We start from the raw sequence: 25,984 nt of genomic DNA on the forward strand, positions 1-25,984 counted from the left end.
ATGAGCGGCCCCGACGACAAGCCCCGCGGCTCGCTGTTCGACGCCCTCCGCGACCGCACGCGCGTGGTATCCACGGAGCTCGCCGACAGCATGCCGCGCGGGCTGCGCATCGCCACGGCGTACTCGTGGCGTCTCCTGGTCATCGCCGCGGCGATCGGCGTGGGGGTGTGGCTGGTCATCCAGCTCAAGCTGCTGGTGATCCCGCTCCTGGTGGCGATCCTCATCGCCGCCTTGCTGTGGCCCGCATTCACCTGGATGCTGCGCCACCGCGTGCCCCGCTGGCTCGCCATCGTCATCGTGGTCGTCGGAACCATCGCGATCGTGGGGGGACTGCTCTGGCTCGTGGCCTGGCAGATCGCCCGCCAGTGGTCATCCGTCCAGGCGAGCACGGTCGAGGCGGTCGAACGTTTCCGCCAGTACCTCATCGACGGTCCGCTCCACCTCACCGAGGGGCAGATCGACGATCTGCTCATGCAAGGCTGGGCCTTCGTGCAGCAGCAGGCCGAGCTGCTGTGGTCCGGCGCCCTCGCCATCGGCTCGACCGTCGGGCATGTGCTGGCCGGCGGCGTCCTCGCGTTCTTCATCCTGCTCTGCCTCCTCGCCGACGGTGCCGGCATCTGGCGGTGGGCGCTCAAGCTCTTCCCCGGCAAGGCGAGGCCGGCCGCGGACGGCGCAGGCCGCGCCGGCTGGGTGACCGTCGTCAACTACGCGCGCACGCAGCTGCTCGTCGCGACGATCGACGCCGTCGGCATCGGCCTCGGCGCGTTCCTCCTCGGCGTCCCGCTGGCCATTCCGGTCGCGGTGCTGGTCTTCCTCGGCGCCTTCGTGCCCATCGTCGGCGCGGTCGTGACCGGCGCCGTCGCCGTCTTCCTCGCGCTCGTGTACAACGGCCCCTGGATCGCGCTGTGGATGCTCGTCGTCGTCCTCGGCGTCCAGCAGCTCGAGGGTCACGTGCTTCAGCCGCTGCTGATGGGCTCGGCCGTGAAGGTGCATCCGCTCGCCGTGGTCCTCGTCGTCGCCGGCGGCGCGATGATCGCGGGCATCCCCGGTGCGCTGTTCGCCGTGCCCTTGGCGGCCTTCGTCAACGTCGTCGCCGTATACCTCGGTCAACGGGCCTGGGAGACCGGTCGAAAACCGACGGGCGACCTGATCTGGAGCACTGTTCCGCGCCCGAGGAGAACCCACCCGTGAGCACGACCTCGCCCGCCACTCATCCGCTGGCACCGCCGACCCTCGCCGATATCGAGGACGCGGCCGCGACCCTCGACGGCGTCATCACGCGCACGCCGCTGGACGAGTCACAGCACCTCAGCGAGCTGCTGGGCGTTCCGGTGCACCTCAAGCTCGAGAACCTCCAGCGCACCGGGTCGTTCAAGATCCGCGGTGCCACCTACCGTCTCTCGCGCCTGACCGCCGAGGAGCGCGCGCGTGGCGTCGTCGCGGCATCCGCAGGCAACCATGCTCAGGGCGTCGCCCTCGCCGCGCAGTCGCTCGGCATCGCGGCCACGATCTTCATGCCGCTCGGCGTCCCGGTGCCCAAGCTCCTCGCCACGCGAGGGTACGGCGCCGAGGTCATCCTCGAGGGTGCGACGGTCGAGACGCCGCTCCGACTGGCCGCGGAGTTCGCCGAGCGGACCGGCGCGGTGTTCATCCACCCCTTCGACCACCCCGACGTGATCGCCGGACAGGGCACCCTCGGCCTCGAGCTCATGGACGAGGTGCCCGACCTCGACACCGTCGTGCTCGGCATCGGCGGCGGCGGGCTGGTGGCGGGCGTGGCGGCAGCGGTGAAGGCACGTGCGGCCGCCGTCGGACGCACGGTGCGCATCATCGGCGTACAGGCCGAGAATTCCGCCGCCTACCCGGCGTCGCTCGCGGCGGGGCGTCCGCTCGAGGTCGCCACGCGACCCACCATCGCGGACGGCATCGCCGTCGCGCGACCCGGCGACCTTCCCTTCGCGATCATCGACGAGCTGGTGGACGAGGTCGTGACCGTGACCGAGGACGACATCGCCCGTGCGCTCCTGGTGCTGCTCGAGCGCGCCAAGCAGGTCGTCGAGCCGGCCGGTGCCGTGGGTGTCGCGGCCATCCTCGCCGGGAAGGTGCACGCGACCGGCCCGACGGTCACCGTCCTCTCGGGCGGCAACATCGATCCGCTCCTCCTGCAGCGCGTCGTCGCGCACGGCCTCGCAGCATCCGGGCGCTACATGACGCTGCAGATCCCGCTTCCCGACCGCCCCGGTCAGCTGGCCCGCGTGTCCGAGCTCCTTGCGCAGGCGGGGGCCAACGTGATCGAGGTGCTCCACACCCGCCACGGACAGGGACTGCAGATCAGCGAGGTGATCCTTCAGCTCAGCGTCGAGACGCGCGGCGTGGAGCACCGCGCGCACGTGATCTCCGTGCTGGAGCAGGCCGGCTACGCGCCGACGGTCACGCAGGACTAGGCGCGGCGGCGGCCCGACGGGTCACTGCCCGTTGTAGGTCTCGACCTTGACGATCTCGACCGAGATCTCGCGGCCGTTCGGTGCGGTGTACGAGGTCTTCTCGCCTTCGCTGCGGCCCAGGATGGCGGCGCCCAGGGGAGAGGCCTCGCTGTAGACGTCGAGCTCGGAGCCGACGGCGATCTCACGGTTGCCGAGGAGGAAGACCTCTTCGCCCCCGGCGACGATGGCGGTGATCACGGTGCCGGGCTCGACGACGCCGGTGGACTCGGGGGCTTCGGACACCGTCGCCGTCTTGAGGAGGTGCTGCAGCGTGCGGATGCGGGCCTCCTGCTTGCCCTGCTCGTCCTTGGCGGCGTGGTAGCCGCCGTTCTCCTTGAGGTCGCCCTCTTCGCGCGCGGATTCGATGCGCTTGGCGATCTCTTCGCGACCCGTGGTCGAGAGCCGCTCGAGCTCGCTGACGAGGCGGTCGTAGGCATCCTGCGTGAGGAAGGTCACGGGGGCGTCGTTCGACACGGCTGACTCCTTCGGTCGGCGGGGGACTGGCGATAAACCGAACGCCCCGGCTCCGGCCAGGGCGTCTATCGATTTCAGTCGGGCCAGACTACGTCACCCAGCAGGCGTTGACAAAACCGGTGGTGGCCGGGGCGGTGGTGGAAATCGTCTCGCGGAACGCCTGCGCATGCTCCTGCGAGGGAGGCAGCTCGACGACCCGCCAGCCCACCACGCCGTGCTCCTCGTCCTGCGCCTCGATGGCGCACGCGACCGAGCGGCCCATCGGCGCCGTGAACTGGAAGCTGAGGATGACGGAGTGCTCGTCGACGACCTCGAATCCGGTGGTGTCCACGTCGACGGCGTCCAGCGAGTTCGACACCGTCGTCCACACGAACAGACCGACCACGATCGCTCCCAGCGCGACAGCAGCTCCGATCACCCAGCGGCGCCGGGGCGACCGCGTGCGGCCGTAGCGCTCGTCGAGCATGTCCTGTGTCGTCATCGTGGGTCCGTCGGAAGATTAGGCTGGGATTCCAGGCTATGCGCTCCGGAGCGCGGCTGTCGCCACCCCGATGACCCGATCCGGGCAGAACGAGGATCTCCCATGCACGATGCGATCGCCGCACTGGCGCGCGCCGCGGCGACGGTGACGCCCAGCCCGACGCCGACGCTCCCCGATCCCGAGACGGTGACGCCCGGCGTATGGGGGTTCGTGGCGATCGTCTTCGTCGCGATCGCCGTCATCCTCCTGGTGTGGGACATGAACCGTCGTATCCGCCGCGGTCGTGTCCGGGCCGACATCAACGAAGAGCTCGAGGCCGAGGAGCAGGCCGCCCGCGCGGCCTCGGCGACGGACACCGACGACCAGAGCGTCGATCCCGGAGAGCCGGGCATCGACACGGGCGACGGTCCGCAGCGCTGACGCGCGCCACCGGTCATTCCGCCCCGATCAGCCGGGGAGTCCGAGCGACGGCGAGTACGGCTCGAGCGCGATGATGAGGCACGCCGTCCAGTGGCACAGGAAGGCCAGGACGGTGCACACGTGGAAGATCTCGTGGAACCCGAAGTGGCCGGGCCACGGATTGGGCCGCTTCATGCCGTACACGATCGCACCGCCCGTGTAGAGCAGGCCGCCGACCGCGACGAGGATCATCATCATCGCGCTCGCACGCAGCAGATCGGGCAGGTACATGACCGCGGCCCAGCCCAGCGCGAGATACAGCGCGACGTAGAGCCAGCGGGGCGCGTTGATCCAGAAGACGCGGAACAGGATGCCGACCAAGGCCCCCGACCACACGACGACGAGCAGGATCGCGCCCTGTTCCGGTGGAAGCGCCAGCACCGCGATCGGCGTGTAGGTGCCGGCGATGAGGAGCAGGATGTTCGCGTGGTCGATGCGCTTGAGCACCGCCCTGGTCGTCGGCCCCCAGTTGAAACGGTGGTAGAGGGCCGAGTTGCCGAACAGGAGAAGCGACGTCGCCATGAAGACGGCCGACGCCGTCTTGGCGGGTGCCCCCTGTGCGAAGGAGATGAGCACGATGCCCGCGACGATCGCAACGGGGAACGTGGCCGCGTGGATCCACCCGCGCCAGGTGGGTTTGAGCTCGGGGTTGGCGGCGTCGACGGCGGCTGCGTCCATCAGGGGCAGGACGGGAACCTCGGGGCCCTGCGGAGTTCTGCTGCGGCGACTCATGCACCAAGACTAGGCCTCGGAGCATGCCGCGACCGGAACATACTGAGTGCCCAGGAGGCTGAGACTGCGTACCACGCTAGGGCGCTGATCGGCAGGGCGGTAGCGTAGGCGTGTGGCGCGCGCACGGTCGAACGAGGGCAGAGGCCCCCTCTACCGGCTCTACATCAATCGGCTCCGCCGTCGCCTCGAGCGCCGCGCCGTGCCGCACCACGTCGCGATGATGATCGACGGCAACCGGCGCTGGGCCCGGCAGCTCGGGTACGAGTCGGCAGCTCACGGTCATCGGGCAGGCGCCGCGAAGATGCGCCAGTTCCTCGAGTGGTGCGACGACGTCGGCGTCGGAGTGGTCTCGCTGTACCTGCTGTCGACCGACAACCTGCGCAAGCGGGACTCGCAGGAGCTCTCCGATCTCATCGAGATCATCGCCGAGCTCGCGCATGAGCTGTCGCTCGAGCGCGACTGGCGGGTGCAGCACGTGGGACGGGCCGATCTGCTTCCGCCCGAGCTCGCACGCGTGCTGGCTGATGCCGAGGAGCGCACCAAGGACAACTCCGGCCTCCACGTGAACCTCGCCGTGGGGTACGGGGGGCGCAGCGAGATCGTCGACGCCGTGCGCAGCATCATCGCTCAGCACGACGGTGAGGGCGGGTCGCTGGAGGAGCTCGCCGCGAGCCTCACTCCGGAGCAGATCGGCGAGCACCTCTACACCGGAGGACAGCCCGATCCGGACCTCGTCATCCGGACGTCGGGCGAGCAGCGCCTGAGCGACTTCCTCCTGTGGCAGTCCGCGCACTCGGAGTTCTACTTCGTCGAGGCGCTCGGACCCGACCTCCGCGAAGTGGACTTCCTGCGCGCGATCCGAGACTTCACCTCGCGCGACCGCCGCTACGGCAGCTGACACCGCGGCCCGGTGCGACGGCGACCGTGCCAGACTGTGTCCGTGACGGATCTGGATTCATTCCTGGCGTCGTTCGATGGGGAACCGGGATATCTCGACTGGGCTGCGTTCGGACCGCTCTCGCCCGCCGTGCGCGCGGAGGCGCAGGCCGACACCGAGCTCCTCGGCTCGGGTCGGCGCAGCAGCATCGATCTGGTCGAGGACCACGTGCGCGAGGCGCGTGAGCTGATCGCGACGCTGATCGGCACGGATGCCGCGCAGGTCGTCCTGCAGCCCTCGACGTCGTACGGGCTCATGCAGGCGATCTACGGTCTGGCCGGTGGGCTTCTCCTCGGTCGCGCCGAGTTCCCCAGCCTGACCGTCGCGGCGACCCGGGCCGCCGATGCTCTGGGCACGATCGACCTGCAGTGGCTCGAGCCGGCCGACGGGTTCATCACCCCCGAGATCGTTCGCGAGGGGCTCACCGACGACACCAAGGCGGTGGCGGTGAGCCTGGTGGACTTCCGGACCGGCTTCCGGGCGGATCTCGGCGGCATCCGCGAGGTCATCGGCGACCGCCTGCTGATCGTCGACGCCGTCCAGGCCTTCGGCACGGTCGATGTCGAGTACACCGCCGCCGACGTGGTGTGCGGAAACGGATACAAGTGGCTTCGCGCCGGACGCGGGACAGGGTTCGCGTGGTACGGCGAGCGGGCCCTCGAGCGCATCGCGCCGGTGCTGTCCGGGTACCGCGGCATCGATGACAGTCTCCCGATGGACGGTGTCCCGCCGCCCGCCGCCTCGGCCCGTGCCTTCACGGTCAGCGGCATCGACAGCCTGGCCGCTGCGAGGCTGTCGACGTCGCTCCACGAGATCGCCGACGTCGGAGTGGCGGCGATCGAGAACGAGCTCGCCGCCCGCACGGGCGACGTGATGTACTTCGCGGACCGCTATGAGGTGCCCGTGCTGACGCCCCGCGAGCCGGAGCGCCGCGGTGGCATCGTGACGCTCGCCCCCGCCCCGCAGGATGCCGCGCCGCTGGCCGCCTCGCTCGCCAACCACGGACTCACGGTGACCGTGCGCGCGGGTCTCGTGCGCGTCGCGCCGCACGTGGGCACGGGTGCGAACACGCTCCGCCTGTTCGGCGACGCGCTCGCCGCGTTCTCGGCGGCGCGCGTCTGGTGAGGGCGGATGCCGCGGGCGCGGCATCCGGGAATTAACCTGCCCGACACGTTCCTGCGCGTGTCGTGCACCGGGGATGCCACGACGCGGACGTACGTTCATCACATCGGGCACGGTGCCCGTTCGAGTCGGCCGTTCGGACCACGACTCGTGACCCAGGTCGACTCGTGACTGCCGGGTTCTCCACCCGGGGCGGGAGTGGGTTGTGACCACACGAGCACCACACGAGCAGCACAGTCAGCGGGTCGAGCAGCCGGACGATCTGGATACGGATCTCCGCACGTACGTGCTCGACACCTCGGTGCTGCTGAGCGATCCGCGGGCGTTCTTCCGCTTCGCCGAGCACAACGTCGTGATCCCCGTCGTGGTGATCACCGAGCTCGAGGGAAAGCGGCACGATCCCGAGATCGGCTACTTCGCCCGACAGGCGCTCCGGCATCTCGACGAGCTGCGCGTGGAGCACGGCCGACTCGACTTCCCGGTCCCCGTCGGCGAGGGCGGCACCCTTCGCGTGGAGCTCAACAACACCGACGCCGGCGTGCTGCCCTCGGGCATGCGCCTGGGCGACAACGACAGCCGAATCCTGGCTGTCGCGATGCACCTGGCCTCGGACGGCCAGGAGGTCACGGTCGTCTCGAAGGACCTGCCGATGCGCGTGAAGGCCGCCTCTCTCGGCATCATCGCCGAGGAGTATCTCGCCGAGCAGGCGGTGGACTCCGGATGGACCGGGATCGCGACCATCGACGTCTCGGGCGACGACATCTCCGACCTCTACGAGAGCGAGGTCGCCTCGAGCGACGATGTGCGCGGGCTGCCCGTGAACACCGGGCTCATCATCCACTCCGAGCGCGGGTCCGCCCTGGGCAGAGTGACGGGCAACGGCGCGTACAAGCTCGTGCGGGGCGACCGCGAGGTCTTCGGACTCCACGGCCGCTCGGCGGAGCAGCGCATCGCGATCGACCTGCTCACCGATCCCGAGGTCGGCATCGTCTCGCTCGGCGGTCGTGCCGGCACCGGCAAGTCCGCACTCGCTCTGTGCGCCGGACTCGAGGCGGTTCTCGAACGACAGCAGCAGCGCAAGATCATCGTGTTCCGTCCGCTCTTCGCGGTGGGCGGCCAGGAGCTGGGATACCTCCCCGGCGATCAGGCCGAGAAGATGAACCCGTGGGGACAGGCGGTCTTCGACACGCTCGGCTCGGTGGTCTCCTCGAACGTGCTCGAAGAGGTGGTGGAGCGCGGGCTCCTGGAGGTCATGCCGCTCACGCACATCCGCGGACGCTCGCTCCACGACGCCTTCGTGATCGTCGACGAGGCCCAGTCGCTCGAGCGCAACGTCCTCCTGACGGTGCTGAGCCGCATGGGACAGAACTCCCGGGTCGTGCTCACCCACGACGTCGGACAGCGTGACAATCTGCGCGTCGGTCGCCACGACGGCGTCGCGTCGGTCATCGAGACGCTCAAGGGTCACGGCCTGTTCGGGCACGTCACGCTGACGCGCTCCGAGCGGTCCGCCATCGCCGCCCTCGTGACCGATCTGCTGGAGGCCGGCGAGCTCGCCTGACGTCGGTCCAGGGGAGGGGCCGGGATGCCGCATCCCGGCCCCTCTTCCTCCGGCGAGGGTCGGAGATCGCTTTCCCCCATGAGGAAAGTCTCACGCCCACCCGGCGTGGCGGCATCATCGGTCTGACACCATGGATGTGGTGCCATTGTGGGCGCTGCGGCATGGGGAGGCCGAAGTGGAGAGTCGGACGATGCTGGCTGTCGGTGGCATGGCCACCGTCGCCGCAAGCGTCACGGTCATCTGCGTCGTCGCCCTCACGAACTCCGTCGCACTCTCGAACTCGAACGGATCCCCGGTCGACGTCGCGCCGGTCGTCGTGCCGGTGTCCGCCCCGCCTCCCACAGAGCCCGCTGCCGAGGCACCGACGCCGGTCGCCACCGCGGCGCCCACCCCGTCGCCCGAGCCCGTCGAGTCCGAGGCTCCGGCGGAGCCCGCGCCGTCGCCTTCCCAGGCGGAAGTGGTACCGGCCCCCGATGCCCAGGTCGTGCCGAGTACCCCGTCGCCGGTCGCCGAGACGCCCACGAAGCCTGCGAGCCCGTCGGTCCCGCCGACGCTCGACGAGGCGCTCGCCCAGGCCGCGGCATCCAGCTCATGGGATCCCGTGCGCGCGTGGGCGGCAAGCCGTGGGTGGAGCGAAGAGCGGATCAAGACTCTGATCACGCGGCTCGAACGCGCACTGGCCGACCGCGTCCAGACCGAGGGCTCCCGTGACTCCGACGACCGGAGAGAGCAGAGTGCGTCGGGCGGATCCGACGCCGGACGCGCGGAGTCGCCCTCGACCGCATCCGACGAGAAGACCTGGGGAGCCGTCACCGGTTCCTCGAAGGAGCGCCCCGCGACCGCGGGTGCGACCGCACGTGACCGAACCCAAGGGTACGGTCACGGCGCGAAGAAGGATCGCTCGCGCGACTCTCAGCAGTGGCGCGATCGATAGAAGCCGGATCCCCCAATCCGGCTCTTCCCAGCCCCCGGCGTCCCCCAGCGCCGGGGGCTTCTTCGTGGGCCGCGGCGTCACTCCCAGCGGTAGCCGGCGCCCCGCACGGTGATGATGTGGTCCGACCCGAGCTTGCCTCGCAGATACCGGACGTAGACGTCGACGACGTTCGAGCCGGGGTCGAAGTCCAGCCCCCACACCCGGCTCAGGAGCAGTTCGCGGCTGAGCACTCGGCCGGGGTTGCGGAGAAACTGTTCGGCGAGGGCGAACTCGCGCGCAGAGAGGTCGATCTCGCGGCCATCGACCGTGGCACGCCGCGCAAGGATGTCGAGCACGACATCGCCGTGCGACACGGCCACGCCCAGCTGCGGGGTGGTCTCGCGCAGACGCGACCGCACGCGGGCCAGGAGCTCTTCGAACGTGAACGGCTTCGGCACGTAGTCGTTCGCGCCCGCATCGAGTCCCTCGACCGTGTCGCGCGTGCTGGAGCGGGCGGTGAGCATGATGACCGGAAGGACCGAGCCTCGAGCCCGGAGCTCGCGGAGCACCTCGAATCCGTCCATGGTGGGCAGCCCGACGTCGAGCAGCATCAGATCGGCGTCACCGCGCAGTGCCGCGGCGAGGGCCTCGGCGCCGTCTTCGATGAGCACTGTCTCGTAGCCGGCCGACTCGAGTCCGCGACTCACGAACGACGCGATGCGCGGCTCGTCTTCGACGATCAGGATCCTTGTCATGACGATGTCTCCCGCTGAAGGACGTCGCCCGCTCGCACCGGAGCGGGGAGCTCGGCTGCCCTGGCTGGCAGATGGATCGTGAAGGTCGCGCCGCCGCCGGGCGTGTCGGTGACGACGCAGGTGCCCGAGTGGCCTTTCATGATGGCATCGACGATCGCCAGGCCGAGGCCCGACCCGCCGACCGACCGCTTGCCCGAGGCGCGGTCGAAGCGCCGGAAGATGCGGTGGCGGGCCGCCGGCGGGATGCCGGGTCCGTGGTCCCGCACCCACAGGTGAGCCCCGTCGGCTTCCATCTCGCTGCCGATCTCGATGGCGGACCCCTCGGGCGTGTACTTCGCCGCATTGTCGGCCAGCTGCAGCCACGCCTGGAGGAGTCGATCGGGATCGCCGCGCGTGAGGCCGCTGGCCGTCGCGACCACCGTCCAGGTGTGCCCGGGGATGACCGCGACGAGCTCGCCGACCCGCGCCGTGAGCGCGGCCACGTCGACATCGCCCATCAGATACGAGTCGCCTTCGGCCGCCGCGAGCAGGTCGATGTCCTCGACGAGCCGCGCGAGCCGGTCGAGCTCGGCGATGCCGATCTCCCGAGCCGTCTCCACGTCGCCCGCGTCACCCGGATCCATCAGCTCGAGATGCCCGCGCACGATGGTGATGGGCGTCTTCAGCTCATGCCGCACGTCGTCGAGCAGCTGGCGCTGCACGTCGACCGACCCCTCGATGCGGTCGAGCATCGAGTTGACCGTGCGGGACAGGTCGGAGATGTCGTCGTTCCCGGAGGTCGTCAGCCGCGGCGACAGGTCGGTGATCGTGATGGCGTCCGCTGTCTCGCGCATGTGCCGGATGGGGGAGAGCAGCCGTCCGGTGACGAACCAGCCGACCACGCCGATCGCCGCGAGCACGGCCACGGCGGCGATCATGTACGTGGCCATGGCCGCGGTGACCGGTTCGAGCTCGGCACCCATGTCCACCGCACGGATGTAGAGACCCTCGCGGTCGTCGTCCGGCTTCGAGACCGGCACCGCGATGTAGCGGAGCGATCCTTCCTCGGTCGTGACCGTACCGCGCGTCGTCTCGCCGTCGGCGGTCTCCTCGACGGCGCGGTCGATGAGGACGGCGTTCTCCGAGACGTCGAACCCCGACAGCGTGCCCGGTCGGTAGCGCGGCACGCCGTCGATGACGGCCACGGTGCCTTCATTGCGAGCCGGAACGAAGGTCGCGATGGCGGCACGGAGAAAGTCGTCGAGCGTGTCGAAATCGCGGACGTCGACGATCTCGCTCGCCGTGGCCGCGCCGTCGGCAGGGTCGGTCGCGCCGTCCGCGCTCTCCGCCGCGGTGGGGTCGGCGAACGTGCGGAGACCGTCGATCTGAGCCCGGAGGCGATGGTCGACTTCCTGGATGACGCGCTCGCGCTGCACGAGGAAGGTGACGCTGCCCACGATCGCCAGCCCGACGCACGCCACAGCGAGGATCGCTGCCAGGATCCTGACGCGCGCGGGTATGAGGCGGGGTGACGAACGAGCCACCCTGCGATTATCCCGCGACGCGGCCTTCGGCGACACGGGCGGGGGCTCAGCCTGGGTGAGTCATCGACAGCAGGTCGAGCTTCTCGTCGAGCTGCTCGAGTGTGAGTTCGCCTCGCGCGACGTAGCCGAGGTCGATCACGGCCTCGCGGACGGTGATGCCCTTGGCCACGGAGTGCTTGGCGATCTTGGCCGCCGCCTCGTAGCCGATGAGCTTGTTGAGCGGCGTGACGATCGACGGCGACATCCCCGCGTAGGCGGCGGTGCGCTCCACATTCGCCTCGAGCCCGTCGATCGTCTTGTCGGCGAGCAGGCGCGACGCGTTGGCGAGCAGGCTGATGGACTCGAGCACTGCGGTGCCCATCACCGGGATCGCGACGTTGAGCTCGAACGAGCCCGATGCCCCTGCCCAGGCGACGGTCGCGTCGTTGCCGATCACGCGTGCGCACACCATGAGCGTGGCCTCGGGCACGACGGGATTGACCTTGCCGGGCATGATCGAGGAGCCGGGCTGCAGGTCGGGGATGTGCAGTTCGCCGAGCCCCGTGTTCGGGCCCGAACCCATCCACCGGATGTCGTTGTTGATCTTCGTCAGCGAGACCGCGACGGTGCGCAGGGCCCCGGATGCCTCGACCAGCCCGTCGCGGTTGGCCTGGGCCTCGAAGTGGTCCTTGGCCTCGGTGATGGGCAGTTCGGTGTCGCTCACGATGAGCTCGATCACCTTCTGCGGAAATCCGAGAGGCGTGTTGATGCCGGTGCCGACGGCCGTGCCGCCCAGCGGCACCTCGGCGACGCGGGGGAGCACCGCCTGCACGCGCTCGATGCCCAGGCGCATCTGGCGGGCGTAGCCGCCGAACTCCTGACCGAGCGTCACCGGCGTCGCGTCCATGAGGTGGGTGCGGCCCGACTTCACCACGGTCTTCCACGCCTCGGCCTTGGCCTCGAGGGCGACGGCGAGGTGGTCGAGCGCGGGGATGAGATCGTCGATGAGCTCCTGGGTGACCGCGATGTGCACCGAGGTGGGGAAGACGTCGTTGGACGACTGGGACGCGTTCACGTGGTCGTTCGGGTGGACGGGCTGACCGAGGTCCTGTGTCGCGAGAGTCGCGAGCACCTCGTTCATGTTCATGTTCGAGGAGGTGCCGCTGCCCGTCTGGTAGACGTCGATCGGGAACTGGTCGGCGAACTCACCCGCGATGATCCGATCGGCGGAGCGCGCGATCGCGTCGGCGATCGCGCCGTCGAGAGTGCCGAGCTCCTTGTTGGCGAGTGCGGCGGCCTTCTTGATGCGCGCGAGCGCGACGATCTGGGCGGGCTCGAGCGGATCCCCCGAGATGGGGAAGTTCTCGACGGCGCGCTGCGTCTGCGCGGCGTACAGGGCGTCCTTGGGGACGCGCACCTCACCCATCGTGTCGTGCTCGATGCGGTACTCGATGTCGGTCACTTCGTCGTTCCTCCGTTGGTGGCGAGTGTGATCAGGCGTCGTCGTCCCCGGCGTCGCCGACGATGATGTCGGGGACCGCGGTTCCTTCGGCGAGTCGGTAGTTGGCGCCCACGATCGCGAGCCGGCCCTCGGCCACGGCGTCGCTGATGAGCTCGGACGAATGCAGCAGCTCGCCGACGGTGTCGCGCAGGTGCTCGCGGCCGACCTGCTCGTGGTCGATCGTCATCGGCGGCACGCCGTCGACGGAGCCCGCGCGCACGACGCGGCGCACCGCGGGCACGATGGGTGCGATCTGGCGCCAGATGTGAGGGGGCAGGGCAGGAGCATCCGCTCGCGTGCTGTCGATCGCGGCGTTGACCGCGCCGCATTCGTCGTGGCCGAGCACCACGATCAGCGGAACGTCGAGAACCGCGACGGCGTATTCGAGGCTGCCGATGACCGAGTCGGAGATGACCTGACCGGCATTGCGCACCACGAAGAGGTCGCCGAGGCCCTTGTCGAAGATGATCTCTGCCGCGAGTCGGGAGTCCGAGCACCCGAACAGTGCGGCGCGCGGACGCTGGCCGGCGGCGAGGTCGTGGCGGCGCTCGACGTCCTGTCGCGGATGGCGGGGCTCGCCGGCGACGAAGCGGGCATTGCCCCGCGCCATCTCGTGCCACACTCTCCGCGGCGTCGGATGCTCGCTCACTCTGCCTCCTCGCGCAGGCGCTCGACCTCGGGCGCTGCCGCAGCGGCCGCCCGGTGGAGCGTCTCCTCGTCGGCTCTTCCGTAGATCAGGACCGTGTCGGGGCCTGCCTGGGTGGCCAAGGCCACCGAGATGTTGCCCGCACGCGAGGGGTCGGCGATGTCGTAGCGATCCCACACGATGCCGTCGATCGAGACGGTGCCGTCGGTGCTCGCGCCCGACAGCATGCGGGTCGGCCATGCCGGGTCGGCGTCGAAGCCCTGGGCGACGCGCAGGAACCAGGTCTCATCCGCGTAGACGAGGGTCCAGGCGCGCGGGCCGTCGCCCTCGACGGCGGCGACGTTGACGCGCCACGAATCCGGTGCGTCGGGGGCGATGATCGGGCGCTCCTCGGCCGCGGAGATCTGCTGCGCGACGGCGGCGACGTCGATCGGCGCCGCCTCGGGCGGCGTGCCGCGAGGGACGGCCAGGATGATGACGATCACGACCGCGATCGTGACGATGAGCGCGGCGACCAGGTTGCGCGTGTTCTGGCTGGCCCGGTGGACGCGGGACGACTCCGCCTTGCGCGCGGCGGTCTCGTCGGGGGTCTCGGGGCGGCCGAGTTCGGCGACGATGCGGGGCGACTGGGCCATCAGACCCCCTCCGCCGGTGCGTTCGCGGCGGCCGGCCGGGCGGCGTCGAGCCGGCGCTTGGCGCCGAGGAGCCATTCGTCGCAGCGGGCGGCGAGGGCTTCGCCGCGCTCCCACAGCGCGAGGGAGTGCTCGAGCGTCGGCGCACCCTGCTCGAGCTCGGCCACGACGCGCACGAGCTCGTCGCGGGCCTGCTCGAACGACAGGGTGGCGATGTCGCTCGCGGCTCCGCTCGACTCGGTCATGCTTCCATCCTAGATCGGCGTCGCGGTGCCGCCGTCGGGGCCGCTGTGCGCGGGGGACGGCGCCGTCTCGGCGATCTCACCCTCGGATCGGGCGGCGAACGAGCCGCGTCCGACGGTGACGACGACGGGAACGGATGCCGGAGCCTGCGCCGCGTCGCGCACGATGACGCCGTCCGCGAGATGCGCGATGGCGTACCCGCGGGCCAGCGTCGAGGCGGGCGACAGGGCGCGCAGCGTCGCGCGCAGCTCGGCGGTGCGCCGGACCTGGGCATCGAGGCCGCGGTCCACCCGGGAGCGACCGCGGCCGACCAGCAGCTCGATCTCGTGCGATCGTGCGGTCAGCATCGACTCCGGCGCGCGCAGCGCCGGCCGGGAGCGCAGCTGCTCGAGCTGGGCGATGTCGTGGCCGACGCGCTGGGTCAGGCGTCCGGTCAGTCGCGAGCGCAGCTGGGCGATCAGGGCGCGCTGCTCCGCGACATCGGGAACCACGCGCTTCGCGGCGTCGGTCGGGGTCGAGGCGCGCAGATCGGCGACGTCGTCGAGCAGAGGATGGTCGTTCTCGTGGCCGATGGCGCTGACGACGGGAGTGGATGCCGCGGCGACGGCTCTCACGAGCCGCTCGTCGCTGAAGCCGAGGAGGGTCTGCGGATCGCCGCCGCCGCGCGCGATGATGATGACCTCGACATCGGGCGCCGCGTCGAGGGCCTTGAGTGCGGCGATGGTCTCCGGCACGCAGCGCTCGCCCTGCACGGCCGCGTACTTGGTGCGGAAGCGCACCTGCGGCCAGCGCAGCTCGGCATTGCGGTGGACGTCCTTCTCGGCATCCGAGTTCTCGCCGGTGATGAGCCCGATCGTGTGCGGCAGGAAGGGCAGCGGCCGCTTGCGTGCGGGATCGAACAGTCCCTCCGCCCGCAGCTGCGCACGGAGGCGCTCGAGCTTCTCGAGCTGATCGCCCAGGCCCACGTGGCGCATGGCCGACACGCCGAAGCTGAAGTCGCCGGTCTTGACGAAGAAGTCGGCCTTCACACACGCGACGACGTGGTCGCCCACCTTGAGATCGGTGGGGAGGCGGTCGCGGGTGGAGGACCAGATGCGAAACGCGATCGTGGAGTCGGTGACGTTGTCCTTGAGCCGCCCGAAGACATTCCCGCCGCGCTGATTCCACGACGTGATCTCGCCTTCGACCCACACGGAGCCCCACGTCTGGATGAATCCCCGGATGGTCTCGTTGAGCCGCGCCACCGACGTCGGCATCTGCGGTGTGGAGTCCTTCGGACGCACCGAATCGGCGGGCGGAGCCTCGCCGGGCACCTGCTCGGGCTGGAAGGTCGTCATCAAGTCCTCTCGTGACCGGATGTCGTCGCTCGGCCCGCGCACAGCGGCCGCCCGTAGACTCGTGGGGTGAGCAGCAGCACTGTGGGGAACCGACCTGTGAGCATGCCCGTACCGCGCGTGCCGCGGCGGCGTGAACGTCTCCAGGATATCCCTGTCCAGGGACAGAAGCGGGTGCTCCTGGCCGCGCCGCGCGGCTATTGCGCCGGTGTCGACCGGGCGGTCATCGCCGTCGAGAAGGCCCTCGAGCGCTACGGCGCTCCCGTCTACGTGCGCAAGCAGATCGTCCACAACATCCACGTCGTCACCGAGCTGGAGAGCAAGGGCGCCATCTTCGTCGAGGAGGTGGACGAAGTCCCCGAAGGCGCGCACGTCGTGTTCAGTGCGCACGGGGTGTCGCCCGCGGTGGTGAGCGCGGCATCCGATCGCGGCCTGCTCGCCATCGACGCGACCTGCCCGCTCGTGACCAAGGTGCATCGCGAGGCCGTGCGGTTCGCGCGCGACGATTTCGAGATCCTGCTCATCGGCCACGAAGGTCATGAGGAGGTCGAGGGCACCGCGGGGGAGGCGCCCGATCATGTGACGGTCGTGAATTCTCCCGACGAGGCGGACACCATCGAGGTGCGCGACCCGTCGAAGGTCGTCTGGCTGTCGCAGACGACCCTCTCCGTCGACGAGACGATGGAGACGGTCCGTCGCCTGCGCGTGCGCTTCCCGCAGCTCCAGGACCCGCCGTCGGACGACATCTGCTACGCCACCCAGAATCGCCAGGTCGCGATCAAGAAGGTCGCCAAGGACGCCGATCTCGTGATCGTGGTGGGTTCCGCGAACTCGTCCAACAGCGTGCGACTGGTCGAGGTCGCCCTCGAATACGGTGCCAAGGCCGCGTATCGCGTCGACTACGCCGACGAGATCGACCAGGCCTGGCTCGACGGAGTCGGGACCGTCGGCGTCACCAGCGGCGCGTCCGTGCCCGAGGTGCTCGTTCACGAGGTCCTCGCCGATCTCGCCGGCGCCGGGTACCGCGATGTCGAAGAGGTGCGCACCGCCGAGGAGGACCTCCTGTTCTCGCTCCCCAAGGAGCTCCGCCAGGATGCCGCGGGCAAGCGCGACGACCGCGCCCTCGGCGGGCGGGGTCGGGCATGACCGCCACCCCCGACCCGCGCCCGCGCCCGCAGTACGGCGAGTACGCGACTCCCGAGGAGCAGCGGGCGCGGATCGCGCAGCCCGACATCGGGCAGGTGTACGAGCCCGCCCCGGTGCTCGACGAGCCGGTCGCCCCGGCACCGGCGGTTCAGCCGGTCGCCACGCCGGCGGAGGCGGGCACCCGTCGGTCGCGGCCGATCGACCGCATCGTCACGTTCGCCCTCCTGGCCTACGGACTCGTCACCGTGATCTCGTCGTTCCCGGCGCTGATCGACTATGCGTCCTACGCCGAGACGATGTTCGGCATCCTCGGTGTCGACGCGGAGCTGTCCGACCCGGCCGCGGGGCGTCCCTGGGGCATCGCGGCGGCCTTCGTGCTCGCGGTCGGATGGCTGGTGACGGCGGCCCTGTCGTGGATGAGCCTGCGGCGCGGTCGAATCAGCTGGTGGATCCCGCTGGTCGGTGGCGTCGTCTTCACCTTCGTGTCGGCGACGCTCATGCTCGTGCCCCTCATGAACGACCCTGCGGTGTGGGATGCGCTGGTGAGCAGCATCCGCTAGCCCCATACTCGGGGAAGCGAGGGCGAACGCCCGCGGGTGAACTCTCCGATGCCGGTCCTCGTGTCTCCTGCGGGAGGTGGACATGACGGCTGACGATGCGGAGCGACTCGCCGCGCTGTACGACGCGCATGCGGGTCCGGTGTGGCGCTACGTCGTGCACCTCACCGGCGATCGTGCGGGCGCAGACGACGTCGTGCAGGAGACGCTCCTGCGGGCGTGGCGCACCCCGCGCATCCTCGCGCAGGAACCGGCCACGACCCGCTCGTGGATGTTCACGGTCGCGCGGCACCTCGTGATCGACGACGTGCGCAGCGCGCGCCGACGCCGCGAGATCGTCGTCGACGACGTGCCCGAGAGGGTCCAGGCCGACGCGACCGATGCCCTGTTCGAGACGATCCTCATCGAAGAGGCGCTCGCCGCGCTCTCGGTGGACCACCGCGCGGTCGTCATCCGCGCCTACTTCCGTGCACTCACGGTCGCCGAGATGGCCGCCGAGCTGGAGATCCCGGAGGGCACCGTCAAGTCGCGCCTCCACTACGGCCTGCGGGCCCTGCGGCTCGCACTGCAGGAGAAGGGGGTGACGCGATGAACGCCGAGCACGCACGCTTCGCCGACTGGGACGCCGCCTACGTCCTCGGGGCGCTGAGCCCGGCCGATCGACGAGCATTCGAGACGCATCTCGAGCAGTGCGATCTCTGCCGCGGTGCGATCGCGGACGTGGCGCCGACGATCGGCCTGCTGTCGCGGGTCGCGGCCGAGCGCGCCGACTCGATGCTCGCCTCCGCACCGGTGGCCGTGGTCGTCGAGGAGGAGCCGGATGCCGCCTCCCGGGCCCGCGTCATCGACATCGGGACGCGACAGGCACGCCGCCGCCGCGGCTGGTGGATCGGCGGACTGACCGCCGCCGCCGCGGTGATCGTCGCCGTGGTGCTGGCGGTGACGACGTCGATCGTGTCGCCCGCGCCCGCCCGGGTGATCGCGCTCGAGCCTGTGGTCGACGTGCCGGTGACGGCGACGGTCGAACTCACCGGCGTCGCGTGGGGCACGCGCATCGAGATGGTGTGCAGCTACGGCGAGACCGACGGCGAGGGGAGCGAGGGCTGGCCCTATGCGCTGATCGTGACCGCCGTCGACGGCACGACGAGCGAGGTGTCGAGCTGGCAGGCACTGCCGGGCGCCACCGCGCGGCTGAGCGCGGGGACCGCCCTCAGCCCCGACGAGATCGCGGCGGTGGAGATCCGTTCGGTGAACTCGGGCAAGGTCCTCATGCGGGCCGATGTGGCCGGCGCCGACTGATCCGGACGACGGATGCCCCGACCCGAGCCCCCCGAGAGGGCCGGGCCGGGGCATCCGGTGATCCGCTGCGCGGGTGGCGCTACGCGGCGAGGGACTTGCCGTGCGAGCCGAGCTGCCGGGTGGCCTCGACGACGCGAGCGGCCATCGCCGACTCCGCGATCTTGCCCCACGCGCGCGGGTCGTAGGCCTTCTTGTTGCCCACCTCGCCGTCGACCTTCAGCACGCCGTCGTAGTTCGCGAACATGAAGCCCGCGACGGAGCGGGTGAAGGCGTACTGGGTGTCGGTGTCGATGTTCATCTTGACGACGCCGTTGGCGACCGCCAGCGCGATCTCCTCGTCGGTCGAGCCGCTGCCGCCGTGGAACACGAGGTCCAGCGGCTTCGGGCCGGTGCCGAACTTCGCGGCGATGCCCTCCTGGATCTCGCCGAGAAGCTCGGGGCGCAGCTTGACGTTGCCGGGCTTGTAGACGCCGTGCACGTTGCCGAACGTCAGCGCGGAGATGTAGCGACCGTTCTCACCGAGTCCGAGGGCTTCGACCGCCTTGGTCACGTCGGCGACCGTGGTGTACAGCGCGTCGTTCGAGCCTTCGTGCTGGACGCCGTCCTCCTCGCCGCCGACGACGCCGATCTCGACCTCGAGGATGGCGTTGATGTTCTTCAGGCGGGGGAGCAGGTCCTTGGCGATCTCGATGTTCTCGTCGAGGGGCACCGCCGAGCCGTCCCACATGTGCGACTGGAAGATCGGGTTGCGGCCGGCCCTGACCTCTTCCTCCGAGGCCTCGATCAGCGGCAGCACGAAGTCCGCGAGGGCGGGCTTGGGGCAGTGGTCGGTGTGGAGGGCGACCGTGACGGGGTAGTTCTTGGCGACCTCGGTGGCGAACTTCGCGAAGGCGAGTGCGCCGGCGGCACGGGCCTTCACGGTGTGGCCGGCGAAGTAGTCGGCGCCGCCGGTGGTGACCTGGATGATGCCGTCCGAACCGGCTTCGGTGAGTCCCTGCAGGACGGCGTTGATCGACTGGGAGCTCGCGACGTTGATGGCGGGATACGCGAAGCCACCGGCCTTCGCGCGGTCCAGCATGTCGGCGTACTGCTCCGGGGTGGCGACGGGCATGGGTGCTCCTTGGTCGTGAGGGGGCTTCACATCGACTTTAGCGCCGTGCCGTCGGGGATGACGGATGCCTCCTCCCCGGCACCGGTCGGTGCGAGGTCGATCTGCCGCTCGTGAAAGAATCGCGATTCCTTCGCCCGTTCGCGCAGAAACTTGCCCCAGTTCGTATCGCGGGCTGACTAGGCTGGCGCCATGGTGAGTCTGACGGCCGACATGAGCCCCCTGCATCCCGACCGGAATCTCGCTCTCGAACTCGTCCGCGCGACCGAGGCGGCCGCGATCCGGGCGGTGCCGTTCATCGGCCGGGGCGCGAAGGAGGATGCCGACGGCGCGGCGGTCGATGCGATGCGCGCGTTCTTCACCACCGTCGACTTCGACGGCACGATCGTCATCGGCGAGGGCGAGAAGGACGAGGCGCCGATGCTCTTCAACGGCGAGCGGGTCGGCAGCGGCCGCGGACCCCGCTGCGACGTGGCCGTCGACCCGATCGACGGGACCTCGCTCACCGCCGCCGGCCGCAACAACGCCCTCTCCGTCATCGCCGTCTCGGATCAGGGCACCATGCTGGACGCCTCGACGATCTTCTACATGGACAAGCTCGTCACCGGGCCTGCCGGCGTCGGCGTCGTCGACATCCGCCTTCCGATCGGCGAGAACATCCGCCGCCTCGCGAAGTCGCTCGGGAAGCCGGTCGACGAGATCGTCGTCTCCGTGCTGCATCGACCGCGTCACGACGAGCTCATCGAGGAGATCCGCGCCGCCGGGGCGGGTACGCGTCTCATGAGCGACGGTGACGTGGCCGGCGGCATCAATGCCGCGCGCCACAACGCGCGCACCGACATGTGCGTCGGCATCGGCGGCAGCCCGGAGGGCATCGTGACCGCCTGCGCGATCAAGGCGCTGGGCGGGCACATCCAGGGCCGGCTGTGGCCCCGCGACGACGACGAGAAGCAGCGGGGCATCGACGCCGGACTGAAGCTCGACGACCACGTCTACGAGGCCGACGACCTCGTCAAGGGAAGCAACACCATCTTCGTCGCCACCGGTGTCACCGACGGTCAGCTCGTCGCGGGCGTGCGCCGCGAGGGCGACCACCTCTATACGGAGAGCGTCGTGCTGCGCGGCGCGTCGGGCACGCTGCGCCGCATCACGTCGGAGCACTTGACCTCGAAGTGGCTCTGAGCGTCTGACTTCCCGTCCCGCTACCACGACGCCCGTCGGGACCGCTGCGTCTGATGTTGCTGGTGTGACTGTCGTGATCGTGTTGTGACGCGGTTGTGACCGCCGTCTGGCAGAATCGATGCGGTCGATGACGACGCACGTGTTTCCGATGCGAGGGAGTTCCGATGTCCGGACAGGTGGGTGGCTCGTCGCCCCAGACCGGTGCGCACGCGGTCGTCGCCAACGCGGTGGATCCGGCACGTCGTCCCGACGTCCTGCTGCGCGTGCGCCGCGAAGAGGGTCATGAGGTCAGCGCCTGGTGGATGATCGGCGCGTTCGTCGGCGTCTCCGCGCTCGTGATCGGCTTTCTCAGCTTCGTTCCCGGCGGCGCCTGAGCCGCGTCAGTCCTTCGCGGGGGCGATGCGCTCCCGGAGATCGCCGAGGTCGGCGGTCGCCGAGATCGCCGGTGCGGGCGAGACGCCCCGCTCGCTCCGGACGGGAGGATCGTCGAGCGCGAGCGTCCCGTCGAGCAGCTCGGGTGCGGTGAGACGCCGCGGGCTCTTCTCGATCGTGCGCGGCTCGGCGACGGCATCGAGCTTGGTCGCGTCGATCCCGGGAAAGCGGCGAGCGCTCACGAGCACGCGCGACTCCAGCGACCCCGCGAAGCGGTTGTAGCTGTCGACCGTGCGCTCGATCGCGCGACGCAGGTCGTCGGCGTGACCGGCGAGCGACCCGAGCCGTTCGTACAGCTGGTTGCCGAGATCGAACAGGGTGCGCGCTTCCGCGGAGACATCCTGCTGCGTCCAGGTGTAGGCGACGGTCTTGAGCACGGCCCACAGGTTCACCGGCGAGGCGAGGGCGACGCGCTTGCCGAAGGCGTAGTCCAGCAGCGCCGGGTCTTCCTCGAGCGCCGCGGCGAGGAGCGACTCGCTGGGGACGAAGCACACCACGAACTCGGGGCTCGACGGCAGACCCGACCAGTACGCCTTCTTGGCGAGGGCGTCGATGTGTGCGCGCAGCGCCTTGACGTGCTTGTCGAGCAGTGCGCGGCGGCGCGCCGCCTCTGCTCCCTGCGCGGTCAGCGGGATCGCGCTGGCCTCGAGATACGCATCGAGCGGCACCTTCGCGTCGACCGCGATCGCCTTGTCGCCGGGAAGGCGGATCACCATGTCGGGGCGGCCGGCGCCGGCATCCGACGTGATCGACGTCTGCAGGTCGAAGTCGACGTACCGCGTGAGACCCGCCGCCTCGACGACGCGACGCAGCTGCGTCTCACCCCAGACCCCGCGCGTGGAGCCCGATCGGAGTGCGCTCGCGAGCGACTCGGTCGTCGCGCGCAGCGCCTCGTCGGATTCGTGTGCGCGGCGCAGCTGCTCGGCCAGCGTGCCGAACTGCGTGTGCCGATCCCGCTCGAGTTCGCCCACCTTGGCCTGCATCGCCGTGAGCGTCTCGTGGACGGGGGCGAGTGCGCGCAGCACCGACTGCTCCCGCCGCTCGCGCTCCTCGCGTACCGCCTGATCGTTGCGGGACTGGGCGGCGAGCTCGCGATAGAGGAGCTGCTGGTGATCGAGCTGGGCCTGCACGCCCTGGCGGGCGGCTTCGGCCCCCGCCAGGCGGGCGCGCAGATCGGCCTGCTCGCGCGCGGCCCGCGCGGCGCCGCGGGCGAGCCCCGCCGTCCATCCGGCGAGCGCGCCCACGAGAAGCGTGGCCATCGCGATGATCGAGACGAGGAGTGCGTCCATGTCCTCATGGTGGCGGGGGCCGCCGACATCGCCGTGACGGCGGGTCTCAGACCACCGCGAACGTGACCGCCGGCGCCTCGGCGACGGCGATCTGGGAGACCCGGACGCCGCAGTACTCGGCGAGCAGGCCGATGTCGTCGGCGGCCACGCGACGTGCCGCGTCGATCATCACGTGGGCGCAGGCCAGCGCGTCGGCGGTCGCGTTGTGGTGCGCGAACTCGGCGAACCCGGCCTCCGCGGCCACGTAGGGCAGCCGGTACGACGGCAGCTGATAGACCTTCCGCGCGACCTGCAGGCTGCAGGCGTACCGGTAGGGCGGGCACTCGTCGCCGGTCGCCTCGCACGCCCGCTTGATCACGGCCATGTCGAAGCCCGCGTTGTGGGCGACGAGCACGTCTGCGCCGACGAACGCGGCAAGCTCGGGAAGCTGCTCGGACCATGTCGCCGCACCGACGACGTCGGCGGCGGTGATGCCGTGGATGCGCGTGTTCAGCTCGAAGAACACATCGTGACCGGCCGGCGGCTGGATCAGCCACCCCCGCTGGTCGACCACGACGCCGTCGCGCACCCGCACGAGACCGACGGCGCACGCCGAGGCGTTGCTGGGGTTCGCCGTCTCGAAGTCGATCGCGGTGAAATCCAGTGCCACGTGCCCAGACTCACCCGCGAGCGGCCCGGTTGACCGGAGGCGCGCCGCGACGTCCACCCCCCGGCATCCGGCGCGTGGGGCTACGGTGACCCCATGCGCATGCTGACCGTCTGCAACTTCGTGACCGTCGACGGACGATACGAGGACGACGAGCACGACATCGGCTCGTTCTTCGAGCATCAGCATCCCGACTACTCGGGTGCCGATTCCTTCGACCACTACACGACGGGACTTCTGCGCGACGCCGGCACCCTCGTGCTCTCGGGCCGGCGGTCCGCACTGGGCAACCTGGGCTACTGGGCGGGGGTGAGGGACGATCCGGCCGCGACGGCGATCCGCCGCGAGTTCGCCGACCTGATCCTCGGCGTCGACAAGGTGGTCGTCTCCGACACCATCACCGAGGACGACCTCGCCCCGTACGAGAACGCGCGGATCGTGCGCATCGCAGCGGCCCGCGGCGAGATCGCCGACCTCAAGAGCGGTGAGGGGGGAGGCATCCTGATCCTCCTCGGCCGGGTGCTGTGGAACGACCTGATGCACGCGGGCCTCGTGGACGAGCTGCACCTGGTCACCTTCCCCCTGATCGCCGGCTCGGGCGTTCCGCTCTTCGACGCCCGCCCGCCCGTCGCCCTCAAGCTGCTCGGCACCCACGCGTGGGAGGAGTCCGGCAACGTGCTGATGCGCTGGCGGGTGGATCCGGCGTGAGCGGCGTGCGGGCCGTGTGCTTCGATCTGGATGGCACGCTGCTGCGCGACGACCACGTCGACGACGTCGTGCGCGAGGCCGCGGACGAGGCGGCGAGCCGGTTCGGACTCGGCACCCGCTTCGTCGACGACGCCGTGCACGCCCTGCACGCGTACTGGTTCGGCGTGGGAGAGAGCCCGCTCCTGTCGACCGTGCCGACCGACGGCCTGCCGGTCGACGTGTGGCGGGCGGTGCTCGCTGCCCACGGGATCACCGAACCGGATGCCGCGACGGCGGCCTACCGGCGTCAGATCCAGCTCGAAGCGCGAGCCGCACGCCTTCATGACGAGAGCCTCGAGGTGCTCGTCGCCGCGCGCCAGCGGGGACTGCGCACAGCGGTGATCACCAACGGACCGAGCGAGCTCCAGCGCGGAAAGCTCGCCACGGTCGGCCTCGACGGATTCGACGCCGTCATCGTGTCGGGCGAAGTCGGGCATCGCAAGCCGGAGCCGGAGATCTTCGCGCTCGCTCTCGCTGCGCTCCGAGTCGATGCGGGGGAGGCCGTCCACGTCGGCGACAACCAGATCGCCGACGTCGCCGGCGCGCGCGCCGCCGGGCTCACCGCCGTCTGGATCAATCGGAACGGCGCGGCCGCGGCATCCGATCCCCACCACACCGTGACGGACCTGCGCGAGCTGCTCCCTCTGCTCTGACCCGTCCGCTCACGCCGGTCGTCGCAAGTAGACTCGACCCCCGTGGCTCTCACCATCGGAATCGTCGGACTGCCCAACGTCGGCAAGTCCACCCTCTTCAACGCCCTCACCAAGAATCAGGTTCTCGCAGCGAACTATCCGTTCGCGACGATCGAGCCGAACATCGGGGTCGTGAATCTGCCGGACGCCCGCCTCGAGAAGCTGGCCGAGGTCTTCCACAGCGAGCGGATCCTGCCCGCGGCCGTCTCGTTCGTCGACATCGCCGGGATCGTGCGCGGCGCGTCGGAGGGGGAGGGGCTCGGCAACAAGTTCCTCGCCAACATCCGGGAGGCCGACGCGATCGCCCAGGTCGTGCGCGGATTCACCGACGACGACGTCGTGCACGTCGAGGGCGCCGTCAACCCGCAGAACGACATGGAGACGATCAACGCCGAGCTGCAGCTGGCCGACCTCGAAACGCTCGACAAGGCGATCACGCGCTACGAGAAGGAGGTCAAGGGCCGCAAGCTCGACCCCTCGGTGCTCGCGACGGCCGTCGAAGCGCGCGACGCCCTCCAGCGGGGTGAGCTGCTGTCCGCGTCGAAGATCGACCTCGCGCCGATCCGCGAACTCGGACTGCTGACCGCGAAGCCGTTCATCTTCGTCTTCAACGTCGATGAGTCGGTGCTGACGGATGCTGCGCGCAAGGCCGCCCTCGAGGCGCTGGTCGCTCCGGCCAAGGCCGTGTTCCTCGACGCGAAGATCGAGTCCGAGCTGATCGACCTGGACCCCGAGGACGCGGCCGAGCTGCTCGCCTCGACCGGCCAGGAGGAGTCGGGGCTCGATCAGCTGGCGCGGATCGGCTTCGACACGCTGGGCCTCCAGACCTACCTCACGGCCGGGCCGAAGGAGGCGCGCGCCTGGACCATCGGCAAGGGCTGGAAAGCGCCGCAGGCGGCCGGGGTGATCCACACCGACTTCGAGAAGGGCTTCATCAAGGCCGAGGTCATCTCCTTCGACGACCTGATCGCGACCGGTTCCGTCGTCGAGGCGCGCGCCAAGGGCAAGGCGCGGCTCGAGGGCAAGGACTACGTCATGCAGGACGGCGACGTCGTGGAGTTCCGCTTCAACGTCTGAGTCCCCACCCGAACGACTTCGAGAGGACCCCCTC

Annotated in this window: 29 protein-coding genes; 16 read left to right on the forward strand and 13 right to left on the reverse strand. The window is 70.3% G+C overall.

The genetic code is table 11. From position 1 onward, the window contains the following. Both ASD93_RS03890 and ilvA read left to right on the forward strand, forming a co-directional pair. Positions 1–1,191 carry an AI-2E family transporter gene (locus ASD93_RS03890; protein ID WP_056118787.1) on the forward strand — a complete coding sequence of 397 codons (1,191 nt, stop codon included), beginning with the start codon at positions 1–3 and terminating at the stop codon, positions 1,189–1,191. Then, complete coding sequence (gene ilvA, locus ASD93_RS03895; RefSeq protein ID WP_056118790.1) at positions 1,188–2,444, forward strand: threonine ammonia-lyase; 1,257 nt, start codon at positions 1,188–1,190, stop codon at positions 2,442–2,444. Before ASD93_RS03890 ends, ilvA begins: the two co-directional genes overlap by 4 nt. Before the next feature lie 21 nt (positions 2,445–2,465). Here the strand turns inward: ilvA and greA are convergent, their stop codons facing one another. After that, entirely contained in the window at positions 2,466–2,957 is a 492-nt protein-coding gene (gene greA, locus ASD93_RS03900) for a transcription elongation factor GreA (RefSeq protein ID WP_056118791.1), read from the reverse strand. Positions 2,958–3,045: 88 nt separating this feature from the next. Continuing rightward, on the reverse strand, positions 3,046–3,438 hold the full coding sequence (locus tag ASD93_RS03905) for a DUF4307 domain-containing protein (RefSeq protein WP_056118794.1): 393 nt from the start codon (positions 3,436–3,438) through the stop codon (positions 3,046–3,048). Positions 3,439–3,540: 102 nt separating this feature from the next. Here ASD93_RS03905 and ASD93_RS03910 point away from each other — a divergent pair, with 102 nt between their 5' ends. Beyond that, on the forward strand, positions 3,541–3,858 hold the full coding sequence (locus ASD93_RS03910) for a hypothetical protein (protein WP_056118797.1): 318 nt from the start codon (positions 3,541–3,543) through the stop codon (positions 3,856–3,858). Positions 3,859–3,885: 27 nt separating this feature from the next. Here ASD93_RS03910 and trhA read toward each other — a convergent pair whose 3' ends face one another. Further along, positions 3,886–4,629: a PAQR family membrane homeostasis protein TrhA gene (gene trhA / locus ASD93_RS03915; protein ID WP_056118799.1), complete on the reverse strand. Its 744-nt coding sequence runs from the start codon at positions 4,627–4,629 to the stop codon at positions 3,886–3,888. A 112-nt stretch (positions 4,630–4,741) separates the two neighbouring features. Here trhA and ASD93_RS03920 point away from each other — a divergent pair, with 112 nt between their 5' ends. The 4 genes from ASD93_RS03920 to ASD93_RS03935 all read left to right on the forward strand — a co-directional run bounded on the left by ASD93_RS03920 (position 4,742) and on the right by ASD93_RS03935 (position 9,183). Continuing rightward, on the forward strand, positions 4,742–5,527 hold the full coding sequence (locus ASD93_RS03920) for an isoprenyl transferase (protein WP_056118802.1): 786 nt from the start codon (positions 4,742–4,744) through the stop codon (positions 5,525–5,527). A gap of 42 nt (positions 5,528–5,569) precedes the next feature. Further along, entirely contained in the window at positions 5,570–6,691 is a 1,122-nt protein-coding gene (locus ASD93_RS03925; RefSeq protein WP_056118804.1) for an aminotransferase class V-fold PLP-dependent enzyme, read from the forward strand. 202 nt (positions 6,692–6,893) lie between these two features. Further along, positions 6,894–8,249, forward strand: a complete 1,356-nt coding sequence (locus ASD93_RS03930) for a PhoH family protein (RefSeq protein ID WP_056118807.1) — start codon at positions 6,894–6,896, stop codon at positions 8,247–8,249. Positions 8,250–8,439: 190 nt separating this feature from the next. Beyond that, on the forward strand, positions 8,440–9,183 hold the full coding sequence (locus ASD93_RS03935) for a hypothetical protein (protein ID WP_157536853.1): 744 nt from the start codon (positions 8,440–8,442) through the stop codon (positions 9,181–9,183). Between the two features lie 77 nt (positions 9,184–9,260). Here ASD93_RS03935 and ASD93_RS03940 read toward each other — a convergent pair whose 3' ends face one another. Genes ASD93_RS03940 through xseA form a run of 7 tightly spaced genes read right to left on the reverse strand, consistent with a single transcriptional unit; the run spans position 9,261 to position 15,778 of the window. Beyond that, a complete protein-coding gene (locus ASD93_RS03940; protein WP_056118814.1) occupies positions 9,261–9,917 on the reverse strand; it encodes a response regulator transcription factor in 657 nt (218 codons plus the stop codon). Continuing rightward, entirely contained in the window at positions 9,914–11,440 is a 1,527-nt protein-coding gene (locus tag ASD93_RS16020) for a sensor histidine kinase (protein WP_056118817.1), read from the reverse strand. The genes ASD93_RS03940 and ASD93_RS16020 overlap by 4 nt, the downstream gene beginning before the upstream one ends. Before the next feature lie 46 nt (positions 11,441–11,486). After that, complete coding sequence (locus tag ASD93_RS03950) at positions 11,487–12,881, reverse strand: class II fumarate hydratase (RefSeq protein WP_056118820.1); 1,395 nt, start codon at positions 12,879–12,881, stop codon at positions 11,487–11,489. Positions 12,882–12,912: 31 nt separating this feature from the next. Beyond that, on the reverse strand, positions 12,913–13,530 hold the full coding sequence (locus tag ASD93_RS03955) for a carbonic anhydrase (RefSeq protein WP_082569171.1): 618 nt from the start codon (positions 13,528–13,530) through the stop codon (positions 12,913–12,915). Positions 13,531–13,565: 35 nt separating this feature from the next. After that, positions 13,566–14,201 (reverse strand): DUF4245 family protein, encoded by a 636-nt coding sequence (locus tag ASD93_RS03960; protein ID WP_056118826.1) that lies wholly within the window; start codon positions 14,199–14,201, stop codon positions 13,566–13,568. Then, a complete protein-coding gene (locus tag ASD93_RS03965) occupies positions 14,201–14,443 on the reverse strand; it encodes an exodeoxyribonuclease VII small subunit (RefSeq protein ID WP_056118829.1) in 243 nt (80 codons plus the stop codon). Before ASD93_RS03965 ends, ASD93_RS03960 begins: the two co-directional genes overlap by 1 nt. Before the next feature lie 9 nt (positions 14,444–14,452). Next, entirely contained in the window at positions 14,453–15,778 is a 1,326-nt protein-coding gene (gene xseA, locus ASD93_RS03970) for an exodeoxyribonuclease VII large subunit (RefSeq protein WP_056118831.1), read from the reverse strand. Positions 15,779–15,880: 102 nt separating this feature from the next. On the opposite strand from xseA, the gene ASD93_RS03975 reads away from it, so the two are divergent. From ASD93_RS03975 to ASD93_RS03990, 4 genes are all read left to right on the forward strand, one after another. Continuing rightward, the gene (locus ASD93_RS03975) at positions 15,881–16,921 is read left to right on the forward strand and encodes a 4-hydroxy-3-methylbut-2-enyl diphosphate reductase (protein WP_056118835.1); all 1,041 of its coding nucleotides are present in this window, start codon (positions 15,881–15,883) and stop codon (positions 16,919–16,921) included. Further along, positions 16,918–17,481: a DUF6264 family protein gene (locus ASD93_RS03980; protein WP_056118838.1), complete on the forward strand. Its 564-nt coding sequence runs from the start codon at positions 16,918–16,920 to the stop codon at positions 17,479–17,481. The genes ASD93_RS03975 and ASD93_RS03980 overlap by 4 nt, the downstream gene beginning before the upstream one ends. 82 nt (positions 17,482–17,563) lie before the next feature. Next, positions 17,564–18,070 carry a sigma-70 family RNA polymerase sigma factor gene (locus ASD93_RS03985; RefSeq protein WP_056119210.1) on the forward strand — a complete coding sequence of 169 codons (507 nt, stop codon included), beginning with the start codon at positions 17,564–17,566 and terminating at the stop codon, positions 18,068–18,070. Continuing rightward, the gene (locus ASD93_RS03990) at positions 18,067–18,777 is read left to right on the forward strand and encodes an anti-sigma factor family protein (RefSeq protein ID WP_056118840.1); all 711 of its coding nucleotides are present in this window, start codon (positions 18,067–18,069) and stop codon (positions 18,775–18,777) included. Before ASD93_RS03985 ends, ASD93_RS03990 begins: the two co-directional genes overlap by 4 nt. Before the next feature lie 79 nt (positions 18,778–18,856). Here the strand turns inward: ASD93_RS03990 and fbaA are convergent, their stop codons facing one another. Continuing rightward, positions 18,857–19,888: a class II fructose-bisphosphate aldolase gene (fbaA, locus tag ASD93_RS03995; protein WP_056118843.1), complete on the reverse strand. Its 1,032-nt coding sequence runs from the start codon at positions 19,886–19,888 to the stop codon at positions 18,857–18,859. A 189-nt stretch (positions 19,889–20,077) separates the two neighbouring features. On the opposite strand from fbaA, the gene glpX reads away from it, so the two are divergent. Then, positions 20,078–21,067 carry a class II fructose-bisphosphatase gene (glpX, locus tag ASD93_RS04000; protein ID WP_056118846.1) on the forward strand — a complete coding sequence of 330 codons (990 nt, stop codon included), beginning with the start codon at positions 20,078–20,080 and terminating at the stop codon, positions 21,065–21,067. Positions 21,068–21,231: 164 nt separating this feature from the next. Further along, positions 21,232–21,441 (forward strand): hypothetical protein, encoded by a 210-nt coding sequence (locus tag ASD93_RS04005; RefSeq protein ID WP_056118849.1) that lies wholly within the window; start codon positions 21,232–21,234, stop codon positions 21,439–21,441. A gap of 6 nt (positions 21,442–21,447) precedes the next feature. On the opposite strand, the gene ASD93_RS04010 is transcribed toward ASD93_RS04005, so the two are convergent. Continuing rightward, on the reverse strand, positions 21,448–22,788 hold the full coding sequence (locus ASD93_RS04010; protein WP_056118852.1) for a DNA recombination protein RmuC: 1,341 nt from the start codon (positions 22,786–22,788) through the stop codon (positions 21,448–21,450). Positions 22,789–22,834: 46 nt separating this feature from the next. After that, the gene (locus ASD93_RS04015) at positions 22,835–23,437 is read right to left on the reverse strand and encodes an exonuclease domain-containing protein (RefSeq protein WP_056119213.1); all 603 of its coding nucleotides are present in this window, start codon (positions 23,435–23,437) and stop codon (positions 22,835–22,837) included. A gap of 93 nt (positions 23,438–23,530) precedes the next feature. Here ASD93_RS04015 and ASD93_RS04020 point away from each other — a divergent pair, with 93 nt between their 5' ends. From ASD93_RS04020 to ychF, 3 genes are read left to right on the forward strand one after another with little or no spacing between them, the layout of a single operon-like run. Further along, on the forward strand, positions 23,531–24,142 hold the full coding sequence (locus tag ASD93_RS04020) for a dihydrofolate reductase family protein (protein WP_056118854.1): 612 nt from the start codon (positions 23,531–23,533) through the stop codon (positions 24,140–24,142). Then, on the forward strand, positions 24,139–24,834 hold the full coding sequence (locus tag ASD93_RS04025) for an HAD family hydrolase (protein WP_056118857.1): 696 nt from the start codon (positions 24,139–24,141) through the stop codon (positions 24,832–24,834). The genes ASD93_RS04020 and ASD93_RS04025 overlap by 4 nt, the downstream gene beginning before the upstream one ends. Positions 24,835–24,876: 42 nt before the next feature. After that, positions 24,877–25,950 (forward strand): redox-regulated ATPase YchF, encoded by a 1,074-nt coding sequence (ychF, locus tag ASD93_RS04030; protein ID WP_056118860.1) that lies wholly within the window; start codon positions 24,877–24,879, stop codon positions 25,948–25,950. Positions 25,951–25,984 lie beyond the last annotated feature (34 nt).

It is taken from the genome of Microbacterium sp. Root180, from assembly GCF_001428485.1.
GTDB lineage: Bacteria > Actinomycetota > Actinomycetes > Actinomycetales > Microbacteriaceae > Microbacterium.